The organism is Paraburkholderia sp. UCT31 (assembly GCF_014397655.1).
GTDB classification, from domain to species: Bacteria; Pseudomonadota; Gammaproteobacteria; order Burkholderiales; family Burkholderiaceae; genus Paraburkholderia; species Paraburkholderia tuberum.
In genome coordinates this window covers 1-17,947 of sequence record NZ_VZQP01000050.1, presented here as the reverse complement: position 1 = coordinate 17,947, position 17,947 = coordinate 1, and the positions used below count along the sequence as shown (strand labels likewise).

At 64.3% G+C, this 17,947-nt stretch carries 19 protein-coding genes and 2 pseudogenes; 2 read left to right on the top strand and 19 right to left on the bottom strand.

Features of this window, described 5'->3' with window-relative positions:
* Positions 1-17: 17 nt before the first annotated feature.
* The 7 genes and pseudogenes from F6X40_RS31715 to F6X40_RS31685 all read right to left on the bottom strand — a co-directional run bounded on the left by F6X40_RS31715 (position 18) and on the right by F6X40_RS31685 (position 4,539).
* Positions 18-1,160 (bottom strand): amidase, encoded by a 1,143-nt coding sequence (locus F6X40_RS31715; RefSeq protein WP_187630539.1) that lies wholly within the window; start codon positions 1,158-1,160, stop codon positions 18-20.
* Positions 1,157-1,687 (bottom strand): nuclear transport factor 2 family protein, encoded by a 531-nt coding sequence (locus tag F6X40_RS31710; protein WP_187630538.1) that lies wholly within the window; start codon positions 1,685-1,687, stop codon positions 1,157-1,159. Before F6X40_RS31710 ends, F6X40_RS31715 begins: the two co-directional genes overlap by 4 nt.
* On the bottom strand, positions 1,680-2,057 hold the full coding sequence (locus F6X40_RS31705; protein WP_184073051.1) for a hypothetical protein: 378 nt from the start codon (positions 2,055-2,057) through the stop codon (positions 1,680-1,682). The genes F6X40_RS31710 and F6X40_RS31705 overlap by 8 nt, the downstream gene beginning before the upstream one ends.
* Before the next feature lie 35 nt (positions 2,058-2,092).
* Positions 2,093-2,320 (bottom strand): annotated as a pseudogene (locus F6X40_RS31700) (flavin-dependent monooxygenase); the annotation flags it as partial.
* Between the two features lie 55 nt (positions 2,321-2,375).
* Positions 2,376-2,750 (bottom strand): tautomerase family protein, encoded by a 375-nt coding sequence (locus F6X40_RS31695; protein WP_187630537.1) that lies wholly within the window; start codon positions 2,748-2,750, stop codon positions 2,376-2,378.
* Positions 2,751-2,758: 8 nt separating this feature from the next.
* Positions 2,759-3,259 carry an aromatic-ring-hydroxylating dioxygenase subunit beta gene (locus F6X40_RS31690; protein WP_187630536.1) on the bottom strand — a complete coding sequence of 167 codons (501 nt, stop codon included), beginning with the start codon at positions 3,257-3,259 and terminating at the stop codon, positions 2,759-2,761.
* Positions 3,256-4,539, bottom strand: coding sequence for an aromatic ring-hydroxylating oxygenase subunit alpha (locus F6X40_RS31685; RefSeq protein WP_184037866.1), 1,284 nt, complete (start codon positions 4,537-4,539; stop codon positions 3,256-3,258). Before F6X40_RS31685 ends, F6X40_RS31690 begins: the two co-directional genes overlap by 4 nt.
* 175 nt (positions 4,540-4,714) lie before the next feature.
* On the opposite strand from F6X40_RS31685, the gene F6X40_RS31680 reads away from it, so the two are divergent.
* On the top strand, positions 4,715-5,635 hold the full coding sequence (locus F6X40_RS31680; RefSeq protein ID WP_187630535.1) for a LysR family transcriptional regulator: 921 nt from the start codon (positions 4,715-4,717) through the stop codon (positions 5,633-5,635).
* 15 nt (positions 5,636-5,650) lie between these two features.
* Here the strand turns inward: F6X40_RS31680 and F6X40_RS31675 are convergent, their stop codons facing one another.
* The 12 genes and pseudogenes from F6X40_RS31675 to F6X40_RS31625 all read right to left on the bottom strand — a co-directional run bounded on the left by F6X40_RS31675 (position 5,651) and on the right by F6X40_RS31625 (position 16,841).
* Positions 5,651-6,619 (bottom strand): PDR/VanB family oxidoreductase, encoded by a 969-nt coding sequence (locus F6X40_RS31675; protein ID WP_187630534.1) that lies wholly within the window; start codon positions 6,617-6,619, stop codon positions 5,651-5,653.
* Positions 6,620-6,693: 74 nt separating this feature from the next.
* Positions 6,694-6,873, bottom strand: a complete 180-nt coding sequence (locus F6X40_RS42765; RefSeq protein ID WP_262421611.1) for a hypothetical protein — start codon at positions 6,871-6,873, stop codon at positions 6,694-6,696.
* A gap of 125 nt (positions 6,874-6,998) precedes the next feature.
* Positions 6,999-7,298: pseudogene (locus F6X40_RS42760) on the bottom strand (MFS transporter); the annotation flags it as partial.
* An 8-nt stretch (positions 7,299-7,306) separates the two neighbouring features.
* Complete coding sequence (locus F6X40_RS31665; RefSeq protein ID WP_184004534.1) at positions 7,307-8,083, bottom strand: enoyl-CoA hydratase; 777 nt, start codon at positions 8,081-8,083, stop codon at positions 7,307-7,309.
* Positions 8,080-9,288, bottom strand: a complete 1,209-nt coding sequence (locus tag F6X40_RS31660; RefSeq protein ID WP_184073037.1) for a CaiB/BaiF CoA transferase family protein — start codon at positions 9,286-9,288, stop codon at positions 8,080-8,082. The genes F6X40_RS31665 and F6X40_RS31660 overlap by 4 nt, the downstream gene beginning before the upstream one ends.
* Positions 9,289-9,494: 206 nt before the next feature.
* Positions 9,495-10,397: a LysR family transcriptional regulator gene (locus F6X40_RS31655; RefSeq protein WP_090808166.1), complete on the bottom strand. Its 903-nt coding sequence runs from the start codon at positions 10,395-10,397 to the stop codon at positions 9,495-9,497.
* A gap of 137 nt (positions 10,398-10,534) precedes the next feature.
* Complete coding sequence (locus F6X40_RS31650) at positions 10,535-11,842, bottom strand: MFS transporter (protein ID WP_187630533.1); 1,308 nt, start codon at positions 11,840-11,842, stop codon at positions 10,535-10,537.
* Positions 11,843-12,013: 171 nt separating this feature from the next.
* Positions 12,014-12,934, bottom strand: a complete 921-nt coding sequence (locus F6X40_RS31645) for a LysR family transcriptional regulator (RefSeq protein ID WP_187630532.1) — start codon at positions 12,932-12,934, stop codon at positions 12,014-12,016.
* Positions 12,935-12,983: 49 nt separating this feature from the next.
* Positions 12,984-13,688 (bottom strand): EthD family reductase, encoded by a 705-nt coding sequence (locus tag F6X40_RS31640; protein ID WP_187630560.1) that lies wholly within the window; start codon positions 13,686-13,688, stop codon positions 12,984-12,986.
* 2 nt (positions 13,689-13,690) lie between these two features.
* Positions 13,691-14,212: a 4-hydroxyphenylacetate 3-monooxygenase, reductase component gene (gene hpaC, locus F6X40_RS31635; protein ID WP_187630531.1), complete on the bottom strand. Its 522-nt coding sequence runs from the start codon at positions 14,210-14,212 to the stop codon at positions 13,691-13,693.
* A 20-nt stretch (positions 14,213-14,232) separates the two neighbouring features.
* Positions 14,233-15,450 carry an acyl-CoA dehydrogenase family protein gene (locus F6X40_RS31630; RefSeq protein ID WP_187630530.1) on the bottom strand — a complete coding sequence of 406 codons (1,218 nt, stop codon included), beginning with the start codon at positions 15,448-15,450 and terminating at the stop codon, positions 14,233-14,235.
* Between the two features lie 35 nt (positions 15,451-15,485).
* The gene (locus F6X40_RS31625; protein ID WP_187630529.1) at positions 15,486-16,841 is read right to left on the bottom strand and encodes an MFS transporter; all 1,356 of its coding nucleotides are present in this window, start codon (positions 16,839-16,841) and stop codon (positions 15,486-15,488) included.
* 875 nt (positions 16,842-17,716) lie between these two features.
* Between F6X40_RS31625 and F6X40_RS31620 the strand changes: the two genes are divergently transcribed.
* On the top strand, positions 17,717-17,947 hold a 231-nt coding region (locus tag F6X40_RS31620; RefSeq protein ID WP_187630559.1), incomplete at its 3' end, for an NAD(P)-binding protein.

The window sequence follows — 17,947 nt, the reverse complement described above, 5'->3', positions numbered from 1 at the left end:
TGACTCCTTGATTGCGTTCAGGCGGATTGCGCGAGGCGCGCTTCGAGGTGCGCGGCGACCGCGCACACCGTTTCGTCGTCGTTCTTGCGACCGATGATTTGCAGGCCCGCCTTCAGCGTCGAGCCTTCGATCGGAACGGGCAGGCTCAGCGCCGGATGCCCGCTCAGGTTGAACGGCCGGATCAACGACGACATGCCGATTACCGACGTGCCGGCGCGTGCTGCTTCGAGCGTGATCGGCAATGCAGGCAGCGTGGGCAGCACGAGTACGTCGACCCGGTCGAGCGCGCGGTCCACTTCGTCGGTGAAGGTGCGGCGCACGCGTTCCGCCCCGTCGAGATCGGCGGCGCTCGTGGCCGCGGCCGCGCGCAGGCGCGCTTCGATATCGGCGCCGAGCTTGCCGCTTGCCACCAGATGGCCGAATGCGCGCGATGTTTCCGCGTTGATCACCGCGAGGCCGGCCGTGAATGCGTCCTTCAGCGACGCGAGTTCGATCGCTTGCGTGGCGAGTTCGGACTTTCCGACAGCGTCGGCGATTGCTTTGGCGATGTCGTCATCCGCGTCGACTGCGACCATGCCAATGCGCAACTGCGAAACGTCTCGACGCGCATCGTCAGCGCGAAACGAAGGATCGATCGCCGTCATCACGCGAATCAGCGTGTCCGTCTCGCGCGTAAACGGTCCAACGCAGTCGAGTGTCGTGACGTGCGGTGCCACGCCGTGCCGCGACACGCGGCCGAACGTCGGCTTCAGGCCGATAACGCCGCAGCATGCGGCCGGGCCGCGGACCGAGCCACCGGTGTCGGTACCGAGCGCGGCGTCCACGAACTTCTGCCCGACCGCCGACGCGGACCCGCTCGACGATCCGCCCGGAATGCGTGCCGCGTCCTGCGGATTGACCGGCGTGCCGGAAAAGTCGTTGATGCCGGTCATGCCGAACGCGAGTTCGTGCATGTTGGTTTTGCCAGTGACGCGCCAGCCGGCGTCGAGCAAACGCCGCACGACTTCGGCGTGCTCCGATGCAAGCGGTGCGTCGGCAAGCGCGCGGCTTGCCGCTGTCGTCGCGTAGCCGGCGACGTCGATGCTGTCTTTGATCGCGATCGTCGGCGCGTCGGCGCTGTCCGTCGCGCTCAGATCGAATGTCTGCAGAAATGCGCTCATGCCGAAACTCCCTGGGCCGGGTTGACTTGCCACGGTGCATCGAAAAGACGCTCGGTACGGAAATGGCGGATCAGCCATGTCGCGCCCGCATCGTGAGTGGCGGGCACGAAGTCGACTTCGAGGCGCGCCGCGATCAGTTCCGCTTTCGCATCGACATAACCCGAAGCCTGCAACATGATCCAGCGACCCTTCGCCGTGTCGCCGTTCACCTCGATATGCTCCGCAGTCAGAAAGTGCACATTGGTCGCGAAGTGCGGCGTGGGCGGCAGATAACGCTGCAGCATCGCGACGATCTGCGCCGGCCCTTCGAGACGCCCGAACTTGTTCGCGTACTGCGGGCCGATGCCTTCCCAGATCGCGTCTTCGGCGAACAGCGCGGCGAGCGCCTCGCCTTCGAGCGCGCGCATGGGCACATCGCACAGCGCCATGTAGCGCGCGATCGTCTTACGCACCGCGTTCTGTGCTTCTAGCGCTTTGACGCGCGCGAGCAGCGCGTCGATAGCCGGATCGATCATAGCGTCACGCATGGTTGGCGACCGCTGGCGGCACCGTCAGCGCACGGCCCACGCGCGCCTCGATCTTGCCGTAGCGCCACAGGTTGTAGTCGCCGACCGGCGTCGTCCGATACAGATTGCACACGGCCACCGCGGTATCGAAGTCGGCGACGTCGGCCATGATGTAGAACGTCCACGGCGCGCCATCGGCGTTGCCGACCACGAGCCGATCGTCGTCCATCACGCCCAGCACGCGCACGTTTTCCATCGCTTCGATCGCGTTCAGCATCTTGCCGTACGCTTGCCACACTTCGCCGATCTGTTCGCGCGGCAAGTCGAAGAAGTTCTGCGAGACGCCGCAGCAGAACAGCACACGCAAAGGCAGGTTTCGGTTGTCGCTCATGGGAACGTTCCTTGGTTCGATTGATTGAAGAGAGCTCACAGGTAGCCGGGAATCGGCTGCACGCCGACGAACACGGCGCCGGCTCCGTCGTAATTGCCTTCGCCGAGGAAGGCGTGTTGCGTGACGACCATCGCATCGCGCGCGAGACGTTGCAGCGGATGGTTGCGATAGATCGCCATCGTGCCGCCCAGCCGATACGCGCGGTTCACGACGTCGGCGCCTTCCCGCACGATCTGCGTGAGCGCCGCGCGCGCGAGGCCCAGATTGACGACCGCCAGCACTTGCGCCTGCAGTCCCAAGCCTGAGCGCATCGCGAAGCTAGCGGCCCAGCGCCCGCGCGGTCTTGCCGCCGATGCCGAAGTCCGTGTTGGGAATGTCTTTGATCATCACGCGCGTGGAAGGCAGCGGCAGGTCGAGGATCGCGGCGATCGTTTCGGATAGCTGGGCAATCAACGCGACTTTCTGCGCGTCGGTGCGACCCGCTATCAGGATTGCGATGATGACCGGCAACGCGGCAGGCGTGAGCTTGCCGCCAAGACCGGCGTTCGTTGCCGCCAGCTCCGATAGCAGAATGCGCACGGACTCCGCGGGCGCGGCGATTGCCTCGACGGTCGCATCGGTCAACCCTTGAATCAGTTTCGCCTTGCGTTCGTCTGGATGGCCTTGCGGCAAATAGACTTCGAGTGTTGGCATGATGACCGTCAGAGCAGGAAGCCGATCGCGCTCAGCGCATCGGTGGAATCGATCAGGCGGATCACTTTCTCGACGAGACGCGGCTCGCCGCTCGCCATGCTGATCTTGTGCGTCAGATCGGCCGCGAAGATCGTCGACGTGCCGCGCTTGTACGCAATGATGATCTGCGACGACTTCACTTCGACCACGTCCGCGCTATCGCTCGCGAGCGTGAAGCGCGACACCGTGCGCACCGTGCGCGCGGCATCCGACGCGGATGCCGAATAGCCCGACGTCATGCGCTGCACGCGCAGCTCGCGCATGTGCCGATCGTCGTACGCGTAGTTCAGCGTTGCCGCGTAATCGGTCGCCTTCGGATCGATCGGCACCACGTAGTGGCCCGCCGGGTCCCACAACTCGAGCCACTCACGATAGTCGCGTCGATCGAGCAATTCGGCTTCGCGCCAGATGAACTCGATCGCGCGCGCAAAGGTCTGGTGGGAAAAGAGTGCGTTTCTGTCGTCCATCATGCCTGCTCCATCATTGCGCGCCATTGCTTGTAGGCTTCGCGCATGCCGGTTTCATCGGTTGCGTGAGCGGTTTTCTCGCCGTTCGCGGCGGTCGTTTCGCGATTCAGACCGCGATTGACGAGGATCGGTACGTCCGGTCCCGCATGCGAGCCGCGCTGCACGCGCTCCCACGCTTCGGCGTCGTCGGGACTGCCGAAGCCGAAGGGGCCCTGGAAGTGCTCGTGAATGCGCAGGCGCACGCGGTTCGCTTCTTCAGGACCGCCGTCCATCGCGAGCGCGACGTGGCGAATCTCCGTTTCCTCGGCGGAAATCGGCCGCAGCACGCGGAAGAACGCCATCGACAGCGCGAGATTCGGGAACAGGTTCAGGTTGAAGCCGACGCCCATCAGCGAGCGCACGATGCGGCGCACTTCTTCCGGCGGGTGCTTTTGCGCGAGTTGCGCGGCGAGTTCGCTGAAGCGCTCGGGCAGCGGCGCGCCATCGTCGCGGTCCAGATCGACGATCTCGGGCATCAGCACCGCGAGGCTGTGACCGTTGCCGAGCGAGCGGCAGAACGCCTGGTCGCTCGTCATGAAGCTGGTGATCGCGGCGGCGGTTTCGTCGTCGATGGACTTCATCCACGACTTGTGCACGACCGGGAAGTGGTACAGATCCGTCGTGTTTTCGAGCTGGATCTTCCAGTTGCCCTTGAACTTGAACTTGTGCTCGCCGTTGGCCTTGATCGGATAGCCCGCGCCCTGCTTCATGAACAGGTCGATCCACGGCTTCGCGCCGCCGAGGAAGTCTTCGAGCGGTTCGATCGTTTCGTTGAAGCTCGCGAAAATGAGACCCTGATAGACGCCCACGCGCAGCTTCTTGAGCGGCAGATCGCCCTTTTCGCATACGCCTTCGTAACCGTCGCCGTACGGCAGAGCGCGCAGCGTGCCGTCGAGCGCATAAGACCAGCTGTGATACGGGCACGTGAAGCCCTTCGCATTGCCCTTGTGCTCTTCGCACACGGTCGCGCCGCGATGCCGGCAGCGGTTTTGCAGTACGTTGACCGCGCCGCTCTTGTCGCGCACGACGATCACCGGCTGCCGGCCGATCGTCGTCGTGATGAAATCGCCGGGCTTCGGCAGCTCGCTGTCATGCGCGACCCAGATCCACGTCTTGTAGAAAATGCGCTCCAGTTCGACTTCGAACAGCTCGGGATCGTAGTAGAGGGAAGGCGCGATGCGATCGGCCTCGGCGCGCCTGGCTAAAGCGCTGGTGTCGATGGTTTGATAGGTCGGCGTACTCATCGTATGCGGGGGACAGTTGCGTGGTTGGAATGAAGACGCACATCGACGCGACGAGTCGCGTGCCACACATCAGCGCATCCTCTCGTTGACATCAGTCTCGCTTTGCGACGATCATGCGTCAAATCGATTAAAAACAGGTTGCCGAATAAGTTCGGCTGATATCACAAGAGACCCCATGACCTCCATCGACCACGTCGATCTCAATCTGCTGAGGGTGTTTCAGGCGATCGTCGAGGAGCGCAGCCTGACGAAAGCGGGCGAACGCCTCGCGCTGTCGCAGCCCGCGGTCAGCTACTCGCTCGGCCGTCTGCGCACGATGTTCGACGATCCGCTCTTTATCCGCACGCGCGCGGGTATGCAGCCGACCCCCGTCGCGCTCGAGCTCGCGGAAATCGTCGGCCACGCGCTCGACACCGTGCGTCAGGCGCTGCGTTACGCGGAACGTTTCGATCCGGCGACGAGCACGCGCACGTTTCGTCTGTCGCTATCGGATGCGGGCGAAATGGCCTATCTGCCCGCGCTGTGCGCGGCGCTGCAGAAGTCCGCGCCGCGCGCGAAGCTGGTCGTCGAGCCGTTGCCGGTGGAGGAGATCGAGGAGGCGCTGCGCTCGAGCCGGTTGGACTTCGCGATCGGCAATCTGCCGTCGCTGCTGCCGCGCACGCGGCATAGCCTGCTGTTCGAGGAATCGTATGTGTGCATGACGCGCAAGCGCCGCGACCTACCGAGCGGTGACACGCTGAAGCTCGAACGGTTTGTGGCCGCGTCGCACATCCAGGTGCGCTCGCTCGAACACAGTCACCATGCGCTCGACGACGCGCTGCGCGCGCAAGGCGTCGGCCGCAATATCGCGTTCGCGTTGCCGCACTTCGTCGCGGTGCCTGGCGTGCTGGCCGCGACGGATCTGTTCGCGACGCTGCCCGAACGGCTCGCGCATATCCTCAATCGCGGCGAAGCGTTCCGGATCTATGCACTGCCCGTGCCGCTGCCGAAGGCCGCCGTGACGATGCACTGGCACGAGCACTTCCACGAAGACGAAGGCATCGCGTGGATGCGCGGCCTCATCACCGAGATCCTCGCGGGATTCGAGAAAATGTGATTGCGCGCAGGTGAATCAGAGGTCGAGCACGAGCACGGGGGTTCGCGAGCGCGACACGCAGCAGCAGATCACGCTATTGCTTGCGCGCTCGGCCTTGCTCAGACAGTGATCGCGATGCTCGGGCTCGCCGCTGACCACATCGACCATGCAGGTACCGCACACGCCTTCGCCGCATGACGTGTCCACTTCGATACCGATCGACGCGAGCGCATCGACGATCGACGTGTTCGCATCGACTCGCACCGTCTGACCGCTGCTCGCCAATTGCACGTCGAAGCTGTCGAGCGATGCTTCGGCCACGGGAGCCGGCTCCGCCTTGAAACGTTCGAGATGAATCGCCTCTGCGGGCAAGCGTTGCTGGGCGCTCGCTACGACAAAATCCATGAACGGCGAGGGACCGCACGTGTAGACATGCGCGTTCGCGCCTGCATCGAGCAGGCACGCATCGAGCGCGGGTTTCAGCTCCTCGGGCTGCACGCCGAAATGCAGCTTCGCGTGCCGTGCGAACGGCTCGCGCGTGAGCAGCGTCATGAAGGCCGCGTGCGCCTCGCTGCGGGCGAAATAGTGCAGCGTGAAGCGCGCGTGCCGCGCGGCGAGCCGATAAGCCATCGACAGCAACGGCGTAATGCCGATGCCCGCGCCGATCAGGATGTGCTCGTCCGCGCTTTCTTCGAGACGAAAAAGGTTGCGCGGCGCGCCGACCGACAGCTCGGTGCCGACGCTCACCTCTTCATGGAGCGAGCGCGAGCCGCCGCGCGATTGCTCCTCCTTCTTCACCGCGAAAATCTGCGACTCGATACACTCCGGGTCGCCGCACAACGAGTATTGCCGCGTGACGCCCGAAGGACTCGTGACGTCGATATGGGCGCCGGGTTCGTAGCGCTCGAACGGCAGCCCATCGAGCCGCGAAATGCTGAACGAGCGGACCCCGTGCGCTTCTTCGCACAAGGCGTCGACCCGAACCTTCAGGGTTTGCGCTTGCATGATTGCCTTCCGATGTATTCCTGGGGGGGACGATATGCCAAGATTAGCGCGCCGCATCGAATAAGCAAAATAGATTAAAAAACCGCGCTTGCATCAATGCGATTTATTTTATGCTGAAGTGTCAAGCGCCCGATGCCGAAGAGCATCACGCCGATCGACAGTACGAACGTCAGATCCCAGCTGTGCAACCGGTCGGCGACCAACCCGGCTATGACTGGGCTCACGATCGCCGCAGTGAAGCCGGTGCCGCTCATGATGCCGCTGGCCGCCGGAGCGGTCGTAGGCGACGTCCATCGGAATCGCCCACATCGGGCCGACGTTCATTTCGTTGAAGAACATCGCCGCGGCAAGGAAGATCAGCGAAATCATCGGATCGTGCAGCCATCGCGCTGGTCGAGGCCGGAAACGTCGCGCCTTCGCCGAGACCCAGCAGCAGGCGCGCCGCGATCAGCGAAGCGAAACCGCCCGCCATGCCGGTCAGCGCGGTCGCCACAGCCCAGATTGCCGCACATGCAAGCAGCGTGCGGCGCGCGCCGAAGCAGTCGCTGCCCCATCCGCCGACAAACTGGAAGATCACGTGCGGATACGCGAATGCCGAAAAAATGATGCCGAGCTGCGTATTGCTGAGGCCGAGCTCGCTCTTGAACTGCCCCGCTGCCGTACTGATGTTGACGCGATCCGGGACGCTCAGCCTTTCGGCGTTCCCGAGCCGAAGGCCGCGACGGCGTCGCGGAACCGCTGGCTGCCGTACACCTGCTCGACGAGATCCTCGTCTGCGAGGCTTTGATCGATCACGATGCGCCGCAAGCTCTCCTTGACCGCATGCTGCGTCACGGGCGATAGCGCAACGAGCCGCTCGGCGAGCGCGCACGCCGCGTTGCCGACCTGTTCCTTCGCCGTGACGTCATACACATAGCCGCACGCGTGCGCTTCGGCGGCGCTGAGGAAATCGGAGAGCAGCAGCATCTTCTTCACGCGCGGCACGCCGAATGCCGCCACGAGCCTCGCGAGATTGCGTGACGACAGCGTGTTCGATAACGTCTTTGCGATCGGCGCGCCGAAGCGCGAGCCCTCCGCACAGATGCGGAAGTCACACGCGGTAGCGATGGCGAGTCCGCCACCCACGGCCCAACCGTCGATCGCGGCGACGGTGGGCACCGCAATGCGTTCGACCGCGTCGATCACCTGTTCGACGAGCGCTTCGTATTCGACGCCCTGCGAGCCTGCCGTAAAGTCGCGGAAGTAGTCGATGTCGGTGCCCGAGATAAAGGACTTGCCGCCCGCGCCGCGCAGAACGATGCAACCTACGGTTTCGTCCGCGCGGCATTGGTCGATCAATGCCAGCAAGGTCTCGTACATCGGAATCGACATCGCGTTGTGCCGCTCGGGGCGGTCGATCACGATCTGCGCGACCGACTCCGTCAGACGTTCGAGCCTGACTTTCTCACTCGTCGCTTCGCTCATTTCGCGGCCCCGTTGATCTCTGCGTAAAGCTCGTCGTTGTGCTCGCCCAGCCGCGGCGGATGGCGTCGCACGCGCTGCGGCGTACCGAGCATCTTGACCGGAAAGCCGATGTTCTTGACCTTGCCTTCAACCGGATGGTCGATTTCCATGCACATGCGGCGATACTGCGCATGTTCGCTGCTGAAGGCTTGCGGATACGACAGGATCGGTCCGGCGGGAATGCCCGCGGCCAGCATCGTCTCGATCCATGCCTCGCAGTCGCGCTGGCCGAACGACTTCTCGAGCGATTCGATCAGCGCTTCGCGGTTCTTCAGGCGCAGGGAAACGGTCTCGAACTCGGGATTCGTCAGCAGATCGGTCCGCTCCAGCAGTTCGCAAAGACGCGACCACAGCTTCTGGTTGGTTGCGCCCATCACGAAGTAACCGTCGCGCGCCTTCACGGCCTGATACGGCGCGCTCATCTTGTTGCTTGTGCCAAGCGGCGTCGGCTCGACACCCGTTCCCCAGTAATCCGACATGTCCCAGATCGAGAAGGCCATCGCCGAATCGAACAGAGACGCGTCGATGTGTTGCCCCTGCCCGGTCTTCTGCGCGCCGATATAAGCGGAAAGCACGCCGTACACGGCGAACAGCGCACAGCCGATGTCCGCCACCGGCACGCCGGCCTTGACGGGCTTGCCGCCTTTGTAGCCCGTCACGCTCATGACGCCTGACATGGCCTGCGCCATCAGGTCGAAGCCGGGGCGCTGCGACCACGGGCCGCTTTGACCGAAGCCCGAGATGCTCGCGTAGACGATCTTCGGGTTGATTTCACGGATCGTCTCGTAATCGATCCGCAGCCGCTGAACCACGCCGGGCCGATAGTTCTCGACGATCACGTCGGCGGTCCTGGCCAGCTTGTAGAAAAACTCGCGCCCTTCGTCGGTCTTCAGGTCCAGCGCGACCGAGCGCTTGTTGCGGTTCATGTTCAGAAAGCCCATGCTGTCCGGGCCTTTCATCTTGAAGCCCATGGCGCCGCGCGTCTGGTCGCCTTCGAGGGGTTCGACCTTGATGACGTCCGCGCCGAGATCGGCGAGCATCATGCAGGCGAACGGGCCGGCCATCACCTGGCTGACGTCGAGCACACGGATGCCCTGCAGCGGCAACGGCCGGTTGTCCGTATCCGCGTCGTCGCTGGATGGTGTTTGTGCGTGGCTTTGCGTCATGTCGTCTCCTGTTTTTCCTGCCGGGCCGCTGTCGCGCGAAGCGCGTCGCGCGGCCGGCCGTTGCAGCACCGTGTTGGCGTGCGTCAACTGTCGCGCACGCGAGGGTGCCGCCGCAAGAATGCGACGGTCATACCTGGTTTCGCAAAAGACGAAGGGGGTGCTTTGCAGTCGAGGGTGTCGAGCGCAGGAACTGCTGCGCCCGCGCTTCAGCGGCCGGCCACGCGCCGTCCGGCCGTGAGCGCGGCTTCGACGTTGCGCAGCGTCTGCGCCTGCGCATGTCCTTCCACACAAGACAGTACGTAGCTACGTTGATGCCAGTCACCCGCGAGCTCGACGACGCCGAGGCCGTCCTCGGGATGGAAGCTGCGCAGCACGTCGGGCGGCATCAGACCCACGCCGAGCCCGTGGCGCACGACGGCGAGCATCGTGTCGAAACCATTGACCAGATAGTCGCAATCGAAGCGGCGGCCGCGGCTGTGAAACGCGCGCTGCACGGCGGCAAGGATTGCCGAGCCCTTGCCGAGGCTGACGAGCGGAAGCTCGAGCAAGGCGTCGAGCGTGATCGGCTGCGGATCAAGATGGAAATGTGCGCGGCTATAAACGAGCACCAGCCGGTCCTCGCGATAGCGCATTTGCGGCAGATCGAGAAAGCCGCTCTTCTTTTCGTAGATGCCGATGTCGATCATCTTGTCGCGCAACATCTGCTGCACGATGCGGCTGTTCTCTTCGACGATCTTGAGCGAGATGCCCGGATAGGCATTCCGGATCGCGGCGATATCCGCGGCGAGAAACTCGATGATCACGGCTTTCGGCGCGCCGATCACGATGCGTCCGTCGAACCCGCTCACGAGTGCCTGCGCCTCGCTCGCGAGCCGGTCCACCAGCGTGTCGACCTGCTGCAGATAGCCGAGCAGCTTGCCACCCGACTCGGTCATTTCTACGCCATGCGGTACGCGCCTGAAGAGCTTCGTGCCGAGTTGCTCCTCGAGATCCGACACGCGCCGCGACGCCGCCGCCACCGCGAGCCCCAGCCGGTTGGCCGCCCGCGAGATGCTGCCCTCTTCGACCATCGCGACGACGAGACGAACGGTGGTGGTGTCGACTTTCATGCGCTGACATGAGGACCGGGTCTTTGGGGGAGTGCCATGTTACCGCACTCCTTTACCTCAGACTGCGCGGGCCAAAGCGAAGCCTTCGCGCGATACACGTCACCGCGCGAAGGCTTGCACGCCAGGCAGGCGAAGCATTACGGCTGACGCGTTTCGTGCGTGAACTTCAGCGTGACGACGGTAACGAGACCGAGCAAGATCAGGAACACGGCAACCGGCCAGTAGGCCTGGTAGTGCGCGAGCACCGCGGTCGCGATCAGCGGCGACAGGCCGCCCGCGAAGATCGACGCGACTTCGTGACCGAGCGCCACGCCGGAATAGCGGACTTCGGTGCTGAACAGTTCGCCGACGAGCGCTGGCAGCGTGCCGATCATCGCGCCGTGGCAGACGGCCGTGCCGAGCAAAAGCGCGAGCCAGATCAGCGGCGTGGACTGCGTGTTGAGCAGCCAGAAGAACGGAAACGCCATCACCACGAGCGACACCGCGCCGATCATATACACCGGCTTGCGCCCGATGCGGTCCGACAGCTTGCCCCACGCGAGCATGGCGCCCATTTCGACCACCATCGCGAGCATCACGCCGGTCAGCATCACCGAATTCGAAATGCCGACGAACTTGCCGTACACGAGCGAGAACGCGAGAAAGATATAGGCGCCGCCGTTTTCCGCGACCCGCAGACCCATCGCCATCAGGATCTCTTTCGGGTGACGCTTGATCGCTTCGAGCACCGGCATATGCGCGGTCTTGCCGGCTTTCTCCGCGTTCTCGAAGTCGCGGCTCTCCGGCAGGTTGTGACGGATGTACACGCCGAGCGCGAAAATCACGATGCTCGCGAGAAACGGCAGACGCCATCCCCATGACATGAACTGATCGTGCGGCAGCGCTTGCGCCGCGAGGAACGCGCCCGCCGACAGCACGAAGCCGCCGCCCACGCCGAGCTGACTCCACGCCGCGAAATAGCCGCGTTTTTCGGGCGGAGCGTTCTCGCTGATCATCAGCACGCCGCCGCCCCATTCGCCACCTGATGCGATGCCTTGCAGCAAGCGCAAGCCCACGAGCGCCGCGGGGGCGGCCAGACCGACGTGCTCATAGGTCGGCAACAGCCCGATGCCGAAGGTCGCAAAGCCCATGATCAGCAGCGTCCAGACGAGCGACGCGCGGCGTCCATAGCGGTCGCCGATATGCCCGAACACGATGCCGCCCAGCGGACGCGCGACGAAGCCGATCGCAAACGCGGCAAACGCCCCGATCGTGCCGATCAGCGGGTCCGTGTGGGCGGGAAAGAACAGTTGCCCGAGCACGAGCGCAGCCGCGGTGCCGTACACGAAAAAGTCGTACCACTCCATCGCGTTGCCGGCCACCGACGCAATGATGATTTTCCTGAGTGCGCGATCCGACTCTGCCGTGGCGCGCCCGGCCGCGATCGGGGATTGAACGGAGGACATGTCTGCTCGCATCTGAAGTGGGGGGATGGCGGCCTTTCAGAAAAGGCTTCGCACGATACGCAGTGTCGAGGCGACAGATAGTGGCGTCAAATTAGCCGAAAAGCAGGGCGGGTATCAGTGCAGCTAATATACCCGGCGTGCCCGGGCACCCGCGGGCAAGCTCACGGGCGCTCAGCGTGCCGGCTGATGAAACATCGTATGGATGGTCTCGCGCAGCCACGCGATGCCGGGGTCCGCCGCGAACTGCGAGTGGCAGTGCACCTGAATTTCGATCGGCGGCAGCGGAAACGGCAGCGGCAGAATCCGGAACGCCTTGCCGCGGTTGAAGCGCTTCGCGATGCTTTTCGGAAAGATCACGGCAAGATCGGTATTCATCACGATCTCGGGCGCGACGACGAAATGCGGCAGCCGCAGCACGACCTCGCGCTTCAGGTTCAGCTCGTCGAGCCATTGCTCGACCATCCGATGCCCGGTCGCATTGGTGCTCGCGTACACGTAGCGTAGCGCGCTCAGATCTTCGCGGCTCGGCCTCGTCTTGCGCAGCGGATGACCGGCGCGCACCACGCACACGTGCTCGTCGACGAACAGCGTCCGGCTCACGCAGCCCGCGTCGAGACCCGGCACATAGCCGAGCGCGAGATCGACTTCGCCGGCGCGCATCGCCGCGCTGACCGACTCGACCGGCACATTGGCAACCTCGATGCGGATGCCGCGCGCTTCGCGATCGAGCAGCGCGGCGAGCGGGGGCAAGAAGTAGAACTCCGACATGTCCGACATCGACATGCGAAACACCCGTCGCGCGGTCGACGGCTCGAACTTCGCCAGTTGCTGCACGGCTTCGTTGATGATCGCGAACGCTTGCGCGAGCGGCGGATAGAGGCGGTACGCGGCATCGGTGGGGACCATGCCGTTGGGCGTGCGCGAAAACAGCGGGTCTTCGAACAGAGTGCGCAGACGGCGCAGCGCATGACTGACCGCCGGTTGCGTGAGACCGAGCCGATCGCCGGCCGCCGTCAGACTGCGCAGGTCCCAGATCGCGAGGAACACGCGCAGAAGATTCAGATCGGCGATGCCGGGATTCAGCTTGTTCATGCGCAGCTCTCGCAAACTAAGGCATGTCGCTGGCCGCGCGACGCGCCGGTCAATATGCGGCGAGGTTACCGTAGATGCTGCGCATTGCAAAATGCGGCGTCGCCCCGCTGTACGGCGGCAGCGCCTGGAAGTCGCGGCGCATCGCATCGCGCACCGGCGACGCGAGCGCATCGGTGAGCGCGCTCGCATCGTCGAACACGACCTTGTTGCGTTGCATCGCGCTCGTGCGCGCAAACGGCAAACCGCTGCGGCTGTCGACGCGCGTGTAGATCTCCATTTCGCGCAGCGCCGGCAATTGCAGCATCAACGGCGGATGATGCGCCAGATAGTGCGTAAGCCACGCGTTGAAGTCTTGCGCGACGCCTTCGTATGCGACCAGATAGGTGCAGCGTTGCGCGTTGTCTTCGACCGACGCAGCCTGCGGTGGCGCGAAGATGCGCACGGCCATCACCTGCTGCGAGAAGCTTTGCGGGCTGAATTCGGCGCGCATGGCCGAATGCAACGCGTGCGCGATCGCGCCGTCAGGTTCGAGCGCGGCTTCGAGCGGCTCGAGTTCGTCGAAGTACCACTGCAGCACGCACGACGGCGCATCGGCCGCCGGTGCGATACGCGCATCGACCCGTCCCGCGATCGGCTCGTGTACGATCAGCTTGCGCAGCCCCGCGACTTGCGTGGCGGCCCGCAGCAGCGCGGGCGGGTCCGTGAGCGATTGCCGCGCGTCGCTCGTGCCGATCAGAAAGAGACAGACCTGCATCGTCATGCCGCCTCGCAAGTCGCGACACCGGCACGCGCAAGCCGGTGGAACTGCCTGCCGAAGTAGACGAGTCCATCGCCGTCATCGCGCGCGGCGATCCGTTCGATCCGCACGAACATCACCGAGTGCGAGCCCACCGTCTTGCTGTCGACGATCTGTCCTTCGAGGCTCGCGAGCGCGTCGCCAAGCACCGGAGCGCCGAGCGCTCCCGGCTGCCACGCGCATTGATCGAAACGCGCGTCCATCGAGCAACCCGTCATGCCCGCGAACACGCGCGCCAGGTCCTGGCAGTGCGCGCCAAGGATGTTGATGCACAGGTTCGCGTTTTCGTGCATCACGTCATGCACATAGCTCGATTGATTGATGCACACCAGCATGGTCGGTGGCGTATCGGTCACCGAACAGACCGCGCTCGCGGTGATGCCGCAGCGCCCGCGCGGACCATCGGTCGTGATGATGTTGACGGCCGCGCCGAGGCAAGCCATCGCGTTGCGGAAGTGCGTGCGCGTTTCGTCGTGCGTCATGACAGTCGCTCCTACGTCGCTCAGGGATAGGGCGTGACCGGCGGTATGCCGACGAACAGCGCGCCCGACGCGTCGTAGGTGCCTTCGCCGAGAAACGCGTGCTGTGTGACGACGATCGAATCGCGCACCATCCGCTGCATGCGGCTCTCGCGATAGATCGCGCCGATGCCAGCCATCTTGTACGCCTGCATGACCACCTCGGCGCACGTATGCGCGGCATGCGTCGCGGAGAGCCGCAGCAGATTGGCCTCGCTGGGCGACACGGGGTCGCCCGCCATGACCGTGCGCCACGAAGTTTGCGCCGACTCGAAGAAGAACGCGCGCGCGCTGCGCAGATTCGCTTCCGCCTGCGCGAGACCCGAGCGATAGTACGCGCGGTCGGCAAGACGCGGCGCGCCGGTCGTCGTTCTGGTTACGCCGGACATACCGGCCAGCAGGTCGAGCGCCGCGCGCGCGAGCCCGAGGTTCACAGCCGCGTGCACCTGTGCCTGATATGCGACGGCGGGGTAGCGGTAGAGCGGCTCGTCGATCAGCGGCGCACCGCCCCGCACGAAGGTCCATTGCTCGTCGACGAACTTGTTTTTCAGGCGCAGATCGTGGCTCCCGGTGCCTTGCATGCCGACCACGTTCCAGTTGTCGACGATCTCGACTTCGCTCGCCGGAAACACGGCCGTGAACGGCTTGCCCGCGTTCGCGTCGCCGACCTTGCCCGGCGCGCCACCGATGCCGACGCCGAGCCAGTCCGCGCCCTTGCAGCCGCTCGCGAAACGCCATTGACCCGACACGACGTAGCCGCCGGGCGCACGCTCGGCCGGTTGCAGGGGATACAGGCCGCCCGCGAAAACCTGGTCCGGACCGGACGCGTAGATGCGGGCCTGGGTCTCGACCGGCAGCGACGCGAGATACGTGTTCGCGGAGCCAAAGGCCGCGACCCATGCGGTCGAACCATCGGCGATCGCGATGCGTTCGAGCATCGCCAGAAACTGTGGCGGCGGCAGCGCGTCGCCGCCGAAGCGTTGCGGCGTGCTCGCGCGGAAGATGCCCGCGCGCTTCATCTTCAGGATCATGTCGCGCGGGACGTGTGAAACCGCATCGAACTCGTCGCGGCGACGCTCGACTTCGGTGATCAGGTCATCGAGCGACAGCGGGCCCGTGTATTCGGGGTAGTCCTCCTGCGTGTCGATGATGGGTGCGTCGGCGGTGCAAGCGCGGGCGCTGGCGGTATGAACGGCGTGCATGCGCGTTACCTCTTGATTCGGTGATGTGAACGATGTCATTCGGTTTTCTGATGCGCTTCGATGCGCATCGCTTTCGGATAGGTCTCCCGGGCGAGCAGCGTCGCGATCACGGTGATCAGGCCGAGCACGCCGAGATACAGAGCGACCGGCGTCGCGCTGCGATAGTGCGCGAGCAGCGCCGTGGCGATCATCGGCGACAGGCCGCCGCCGAGCACCGAGGAGATTTCGCGCCCGATGCCAAGCCCCGAGAAGCGCAGATGTACCGGCAACAGTTCGCTGATGAACGCGGGCTGCGCGCCTTCGAGGATGCCGAGCGTGAGGCTGTTCGCCAGCACGAGGGCCGTGATCACTTTCCAGTATTCGCCGGAGCCGAGCAGCGCAAAATACGGCCATGCGACGAGCACCATCGCGATCGCGCCGGCGAGATACACGGGCTTGCGTCCGACCTTGTCGGTCAGGTAGCCGAAGAACAGCGAGAACGGAATCATCAGCAGCATCGAAAGAGTCAGGCCGCCGAGCATCCAGCTCGACTTGATGCCGAGGAACTGGCCATACGCGATCGAGAACGCGAAGAAGATGTACGACGCACCGCCTTCGCCGAAGCGCAAACCGAAGATCGTCAGCACTTCGCGAGGACATTGCCGCAACACTTCGATCACCGGCATGCGGGTGTCGCGACGCGTTGCCTTCGCTCGAGCGAACGCGGCGCTTTCGCCGACCGAGCGGCGCATCCACAAGCCCAGTGCGACGAGTGCGGCGCTGCAGAGGAACGGAATGCGCCAGCCCCAGCTCAGGAAATCGGCAGACGACAGGTTCTGCACCAGCAGGAACGCACCGGTCGACAGCACGAAGCCGAGCGCCGCGCCGCACGGACTCCATGCGGCGAGCGCGCCGCGCTTCGATTGCGGCGCGTTCTCATGGATCAGCAGGATGCTGCCGCTCCATTCGCCGCCCGCGGCGAGCCCCTGCACGATGCGCAGACACACGAGCAGCGCCGGCGCGGCGAGGCCGATCTGCTGGTAGGTGGGCAGCACGCCCATCAACATGGTCGCCGTGCCCATCGCGAACAGCGTCAGCATCGTCACGAGCTTGCGCCCGTAGCGGTCACCGAGATGTCCGCACAGCACACCGCCGATCGGCCGCGCGATGAAGCCGACCGTGAAGCCGCCGAACGCGGCGACGGTGCCGGTGAGCGGATCGCTGCCGACGGGGAAGAACAGCTTGCCGAATACCAGTGCCGCGGCCGTTCCATACAGGAAGAAGTCATACCATTCGAGGATTTGACCCAGCACGGCGGTCGTGACCGCGCGTCGTACGCCGCCCGTCGCGGCGGCGGATCGGCGTGATGCGAGCGGGGCGCTCAGATCGGAATTCACGGCGTCAGAGTTCATGGCTCAGGGAGAACGAAGATTGAGGTTCCCGCATGACGATGGCTCTACGCAGCGGGGCGAATCACATTCGGACGACATGGCTGCACGATATGAGCGGCGATGAACGCGGTCAAATTCGGGCCAAAAATGATCGATATGAATGGCGTGCATGGGCGACGCCCGGATCGAGCGACGCGCGAATGGTGAGGAATTCCAGGAGATGGCGCTACGGTGAGGGTTTACGGGAGCGGTGGTTGCGTCGGAACGGCGATTGGGATGAGGTGCGTCGAAGCGCGCAGCGCGTGCTTCGCTGGCTTCAGCGTTGCGGTGAACGATTGCGTTTCGGACCAGCGAGCGCGGAGCGCGTCGGTGTCCAGTGCGCGAAGAGCACGCTGGAATGCAGGGCTAAAAGTTGAAGCGAGCTGTTGAGGTGAGGTCTTCCAGGATGGTGAGGATTTCCAGGAGTCGAGAGAACGACGCTTTGTGCGCCATGGTGAGGAGTTCCAGGAGGTCGGCCCCGCATTCGAGACCTCGCGCTCGCCGCAATTGCTCAATCCGGGTAGAACGGAAGCCTTTGGCTCCCGAAAAACCTCACCTTGGGGACAATCGCCCACGTTGCTTACGGCTCCTCCCGCTGGCAGTGTCGATTCCTTCCCCGTCGCCGGGGTGAACCGTCAGCGCAACTCGACTTCCAGGCATCAAAGAAAAACGCCGAGGTTGCGGGCTTTGGGCTATGGCCGGCGGCACGCCCGTGGCTGGCCTTCGACTTTCAACGTTGTGATCTTATGATACATGAACCATACAGTTCATTTAACTTGACGCGGACGACCTCTATAACTATACTGCTCAGTATTGAAAAGCGAGCAAGGGAGCAGGGAATCATGCAAGAGAGATATTTGACAACGCGCCAGACCACCCGGATCGTCATCGTCGGCGGCGGCATCGCTGGACTTCTGCTCGCGACCAGGCTGGGCAACACGCTTGGCCGCAGCGGCCGCGCTCAGGTCACGTTGATCGACAAAAGTGCAACCCATATCTGGAAGCCCATGCTGCACACCATCGCGGCAGGCACTCGCGATGTCCAGCAACAGCAGGTCATCTATCTCGCCCACGCCCGCGACCACGGC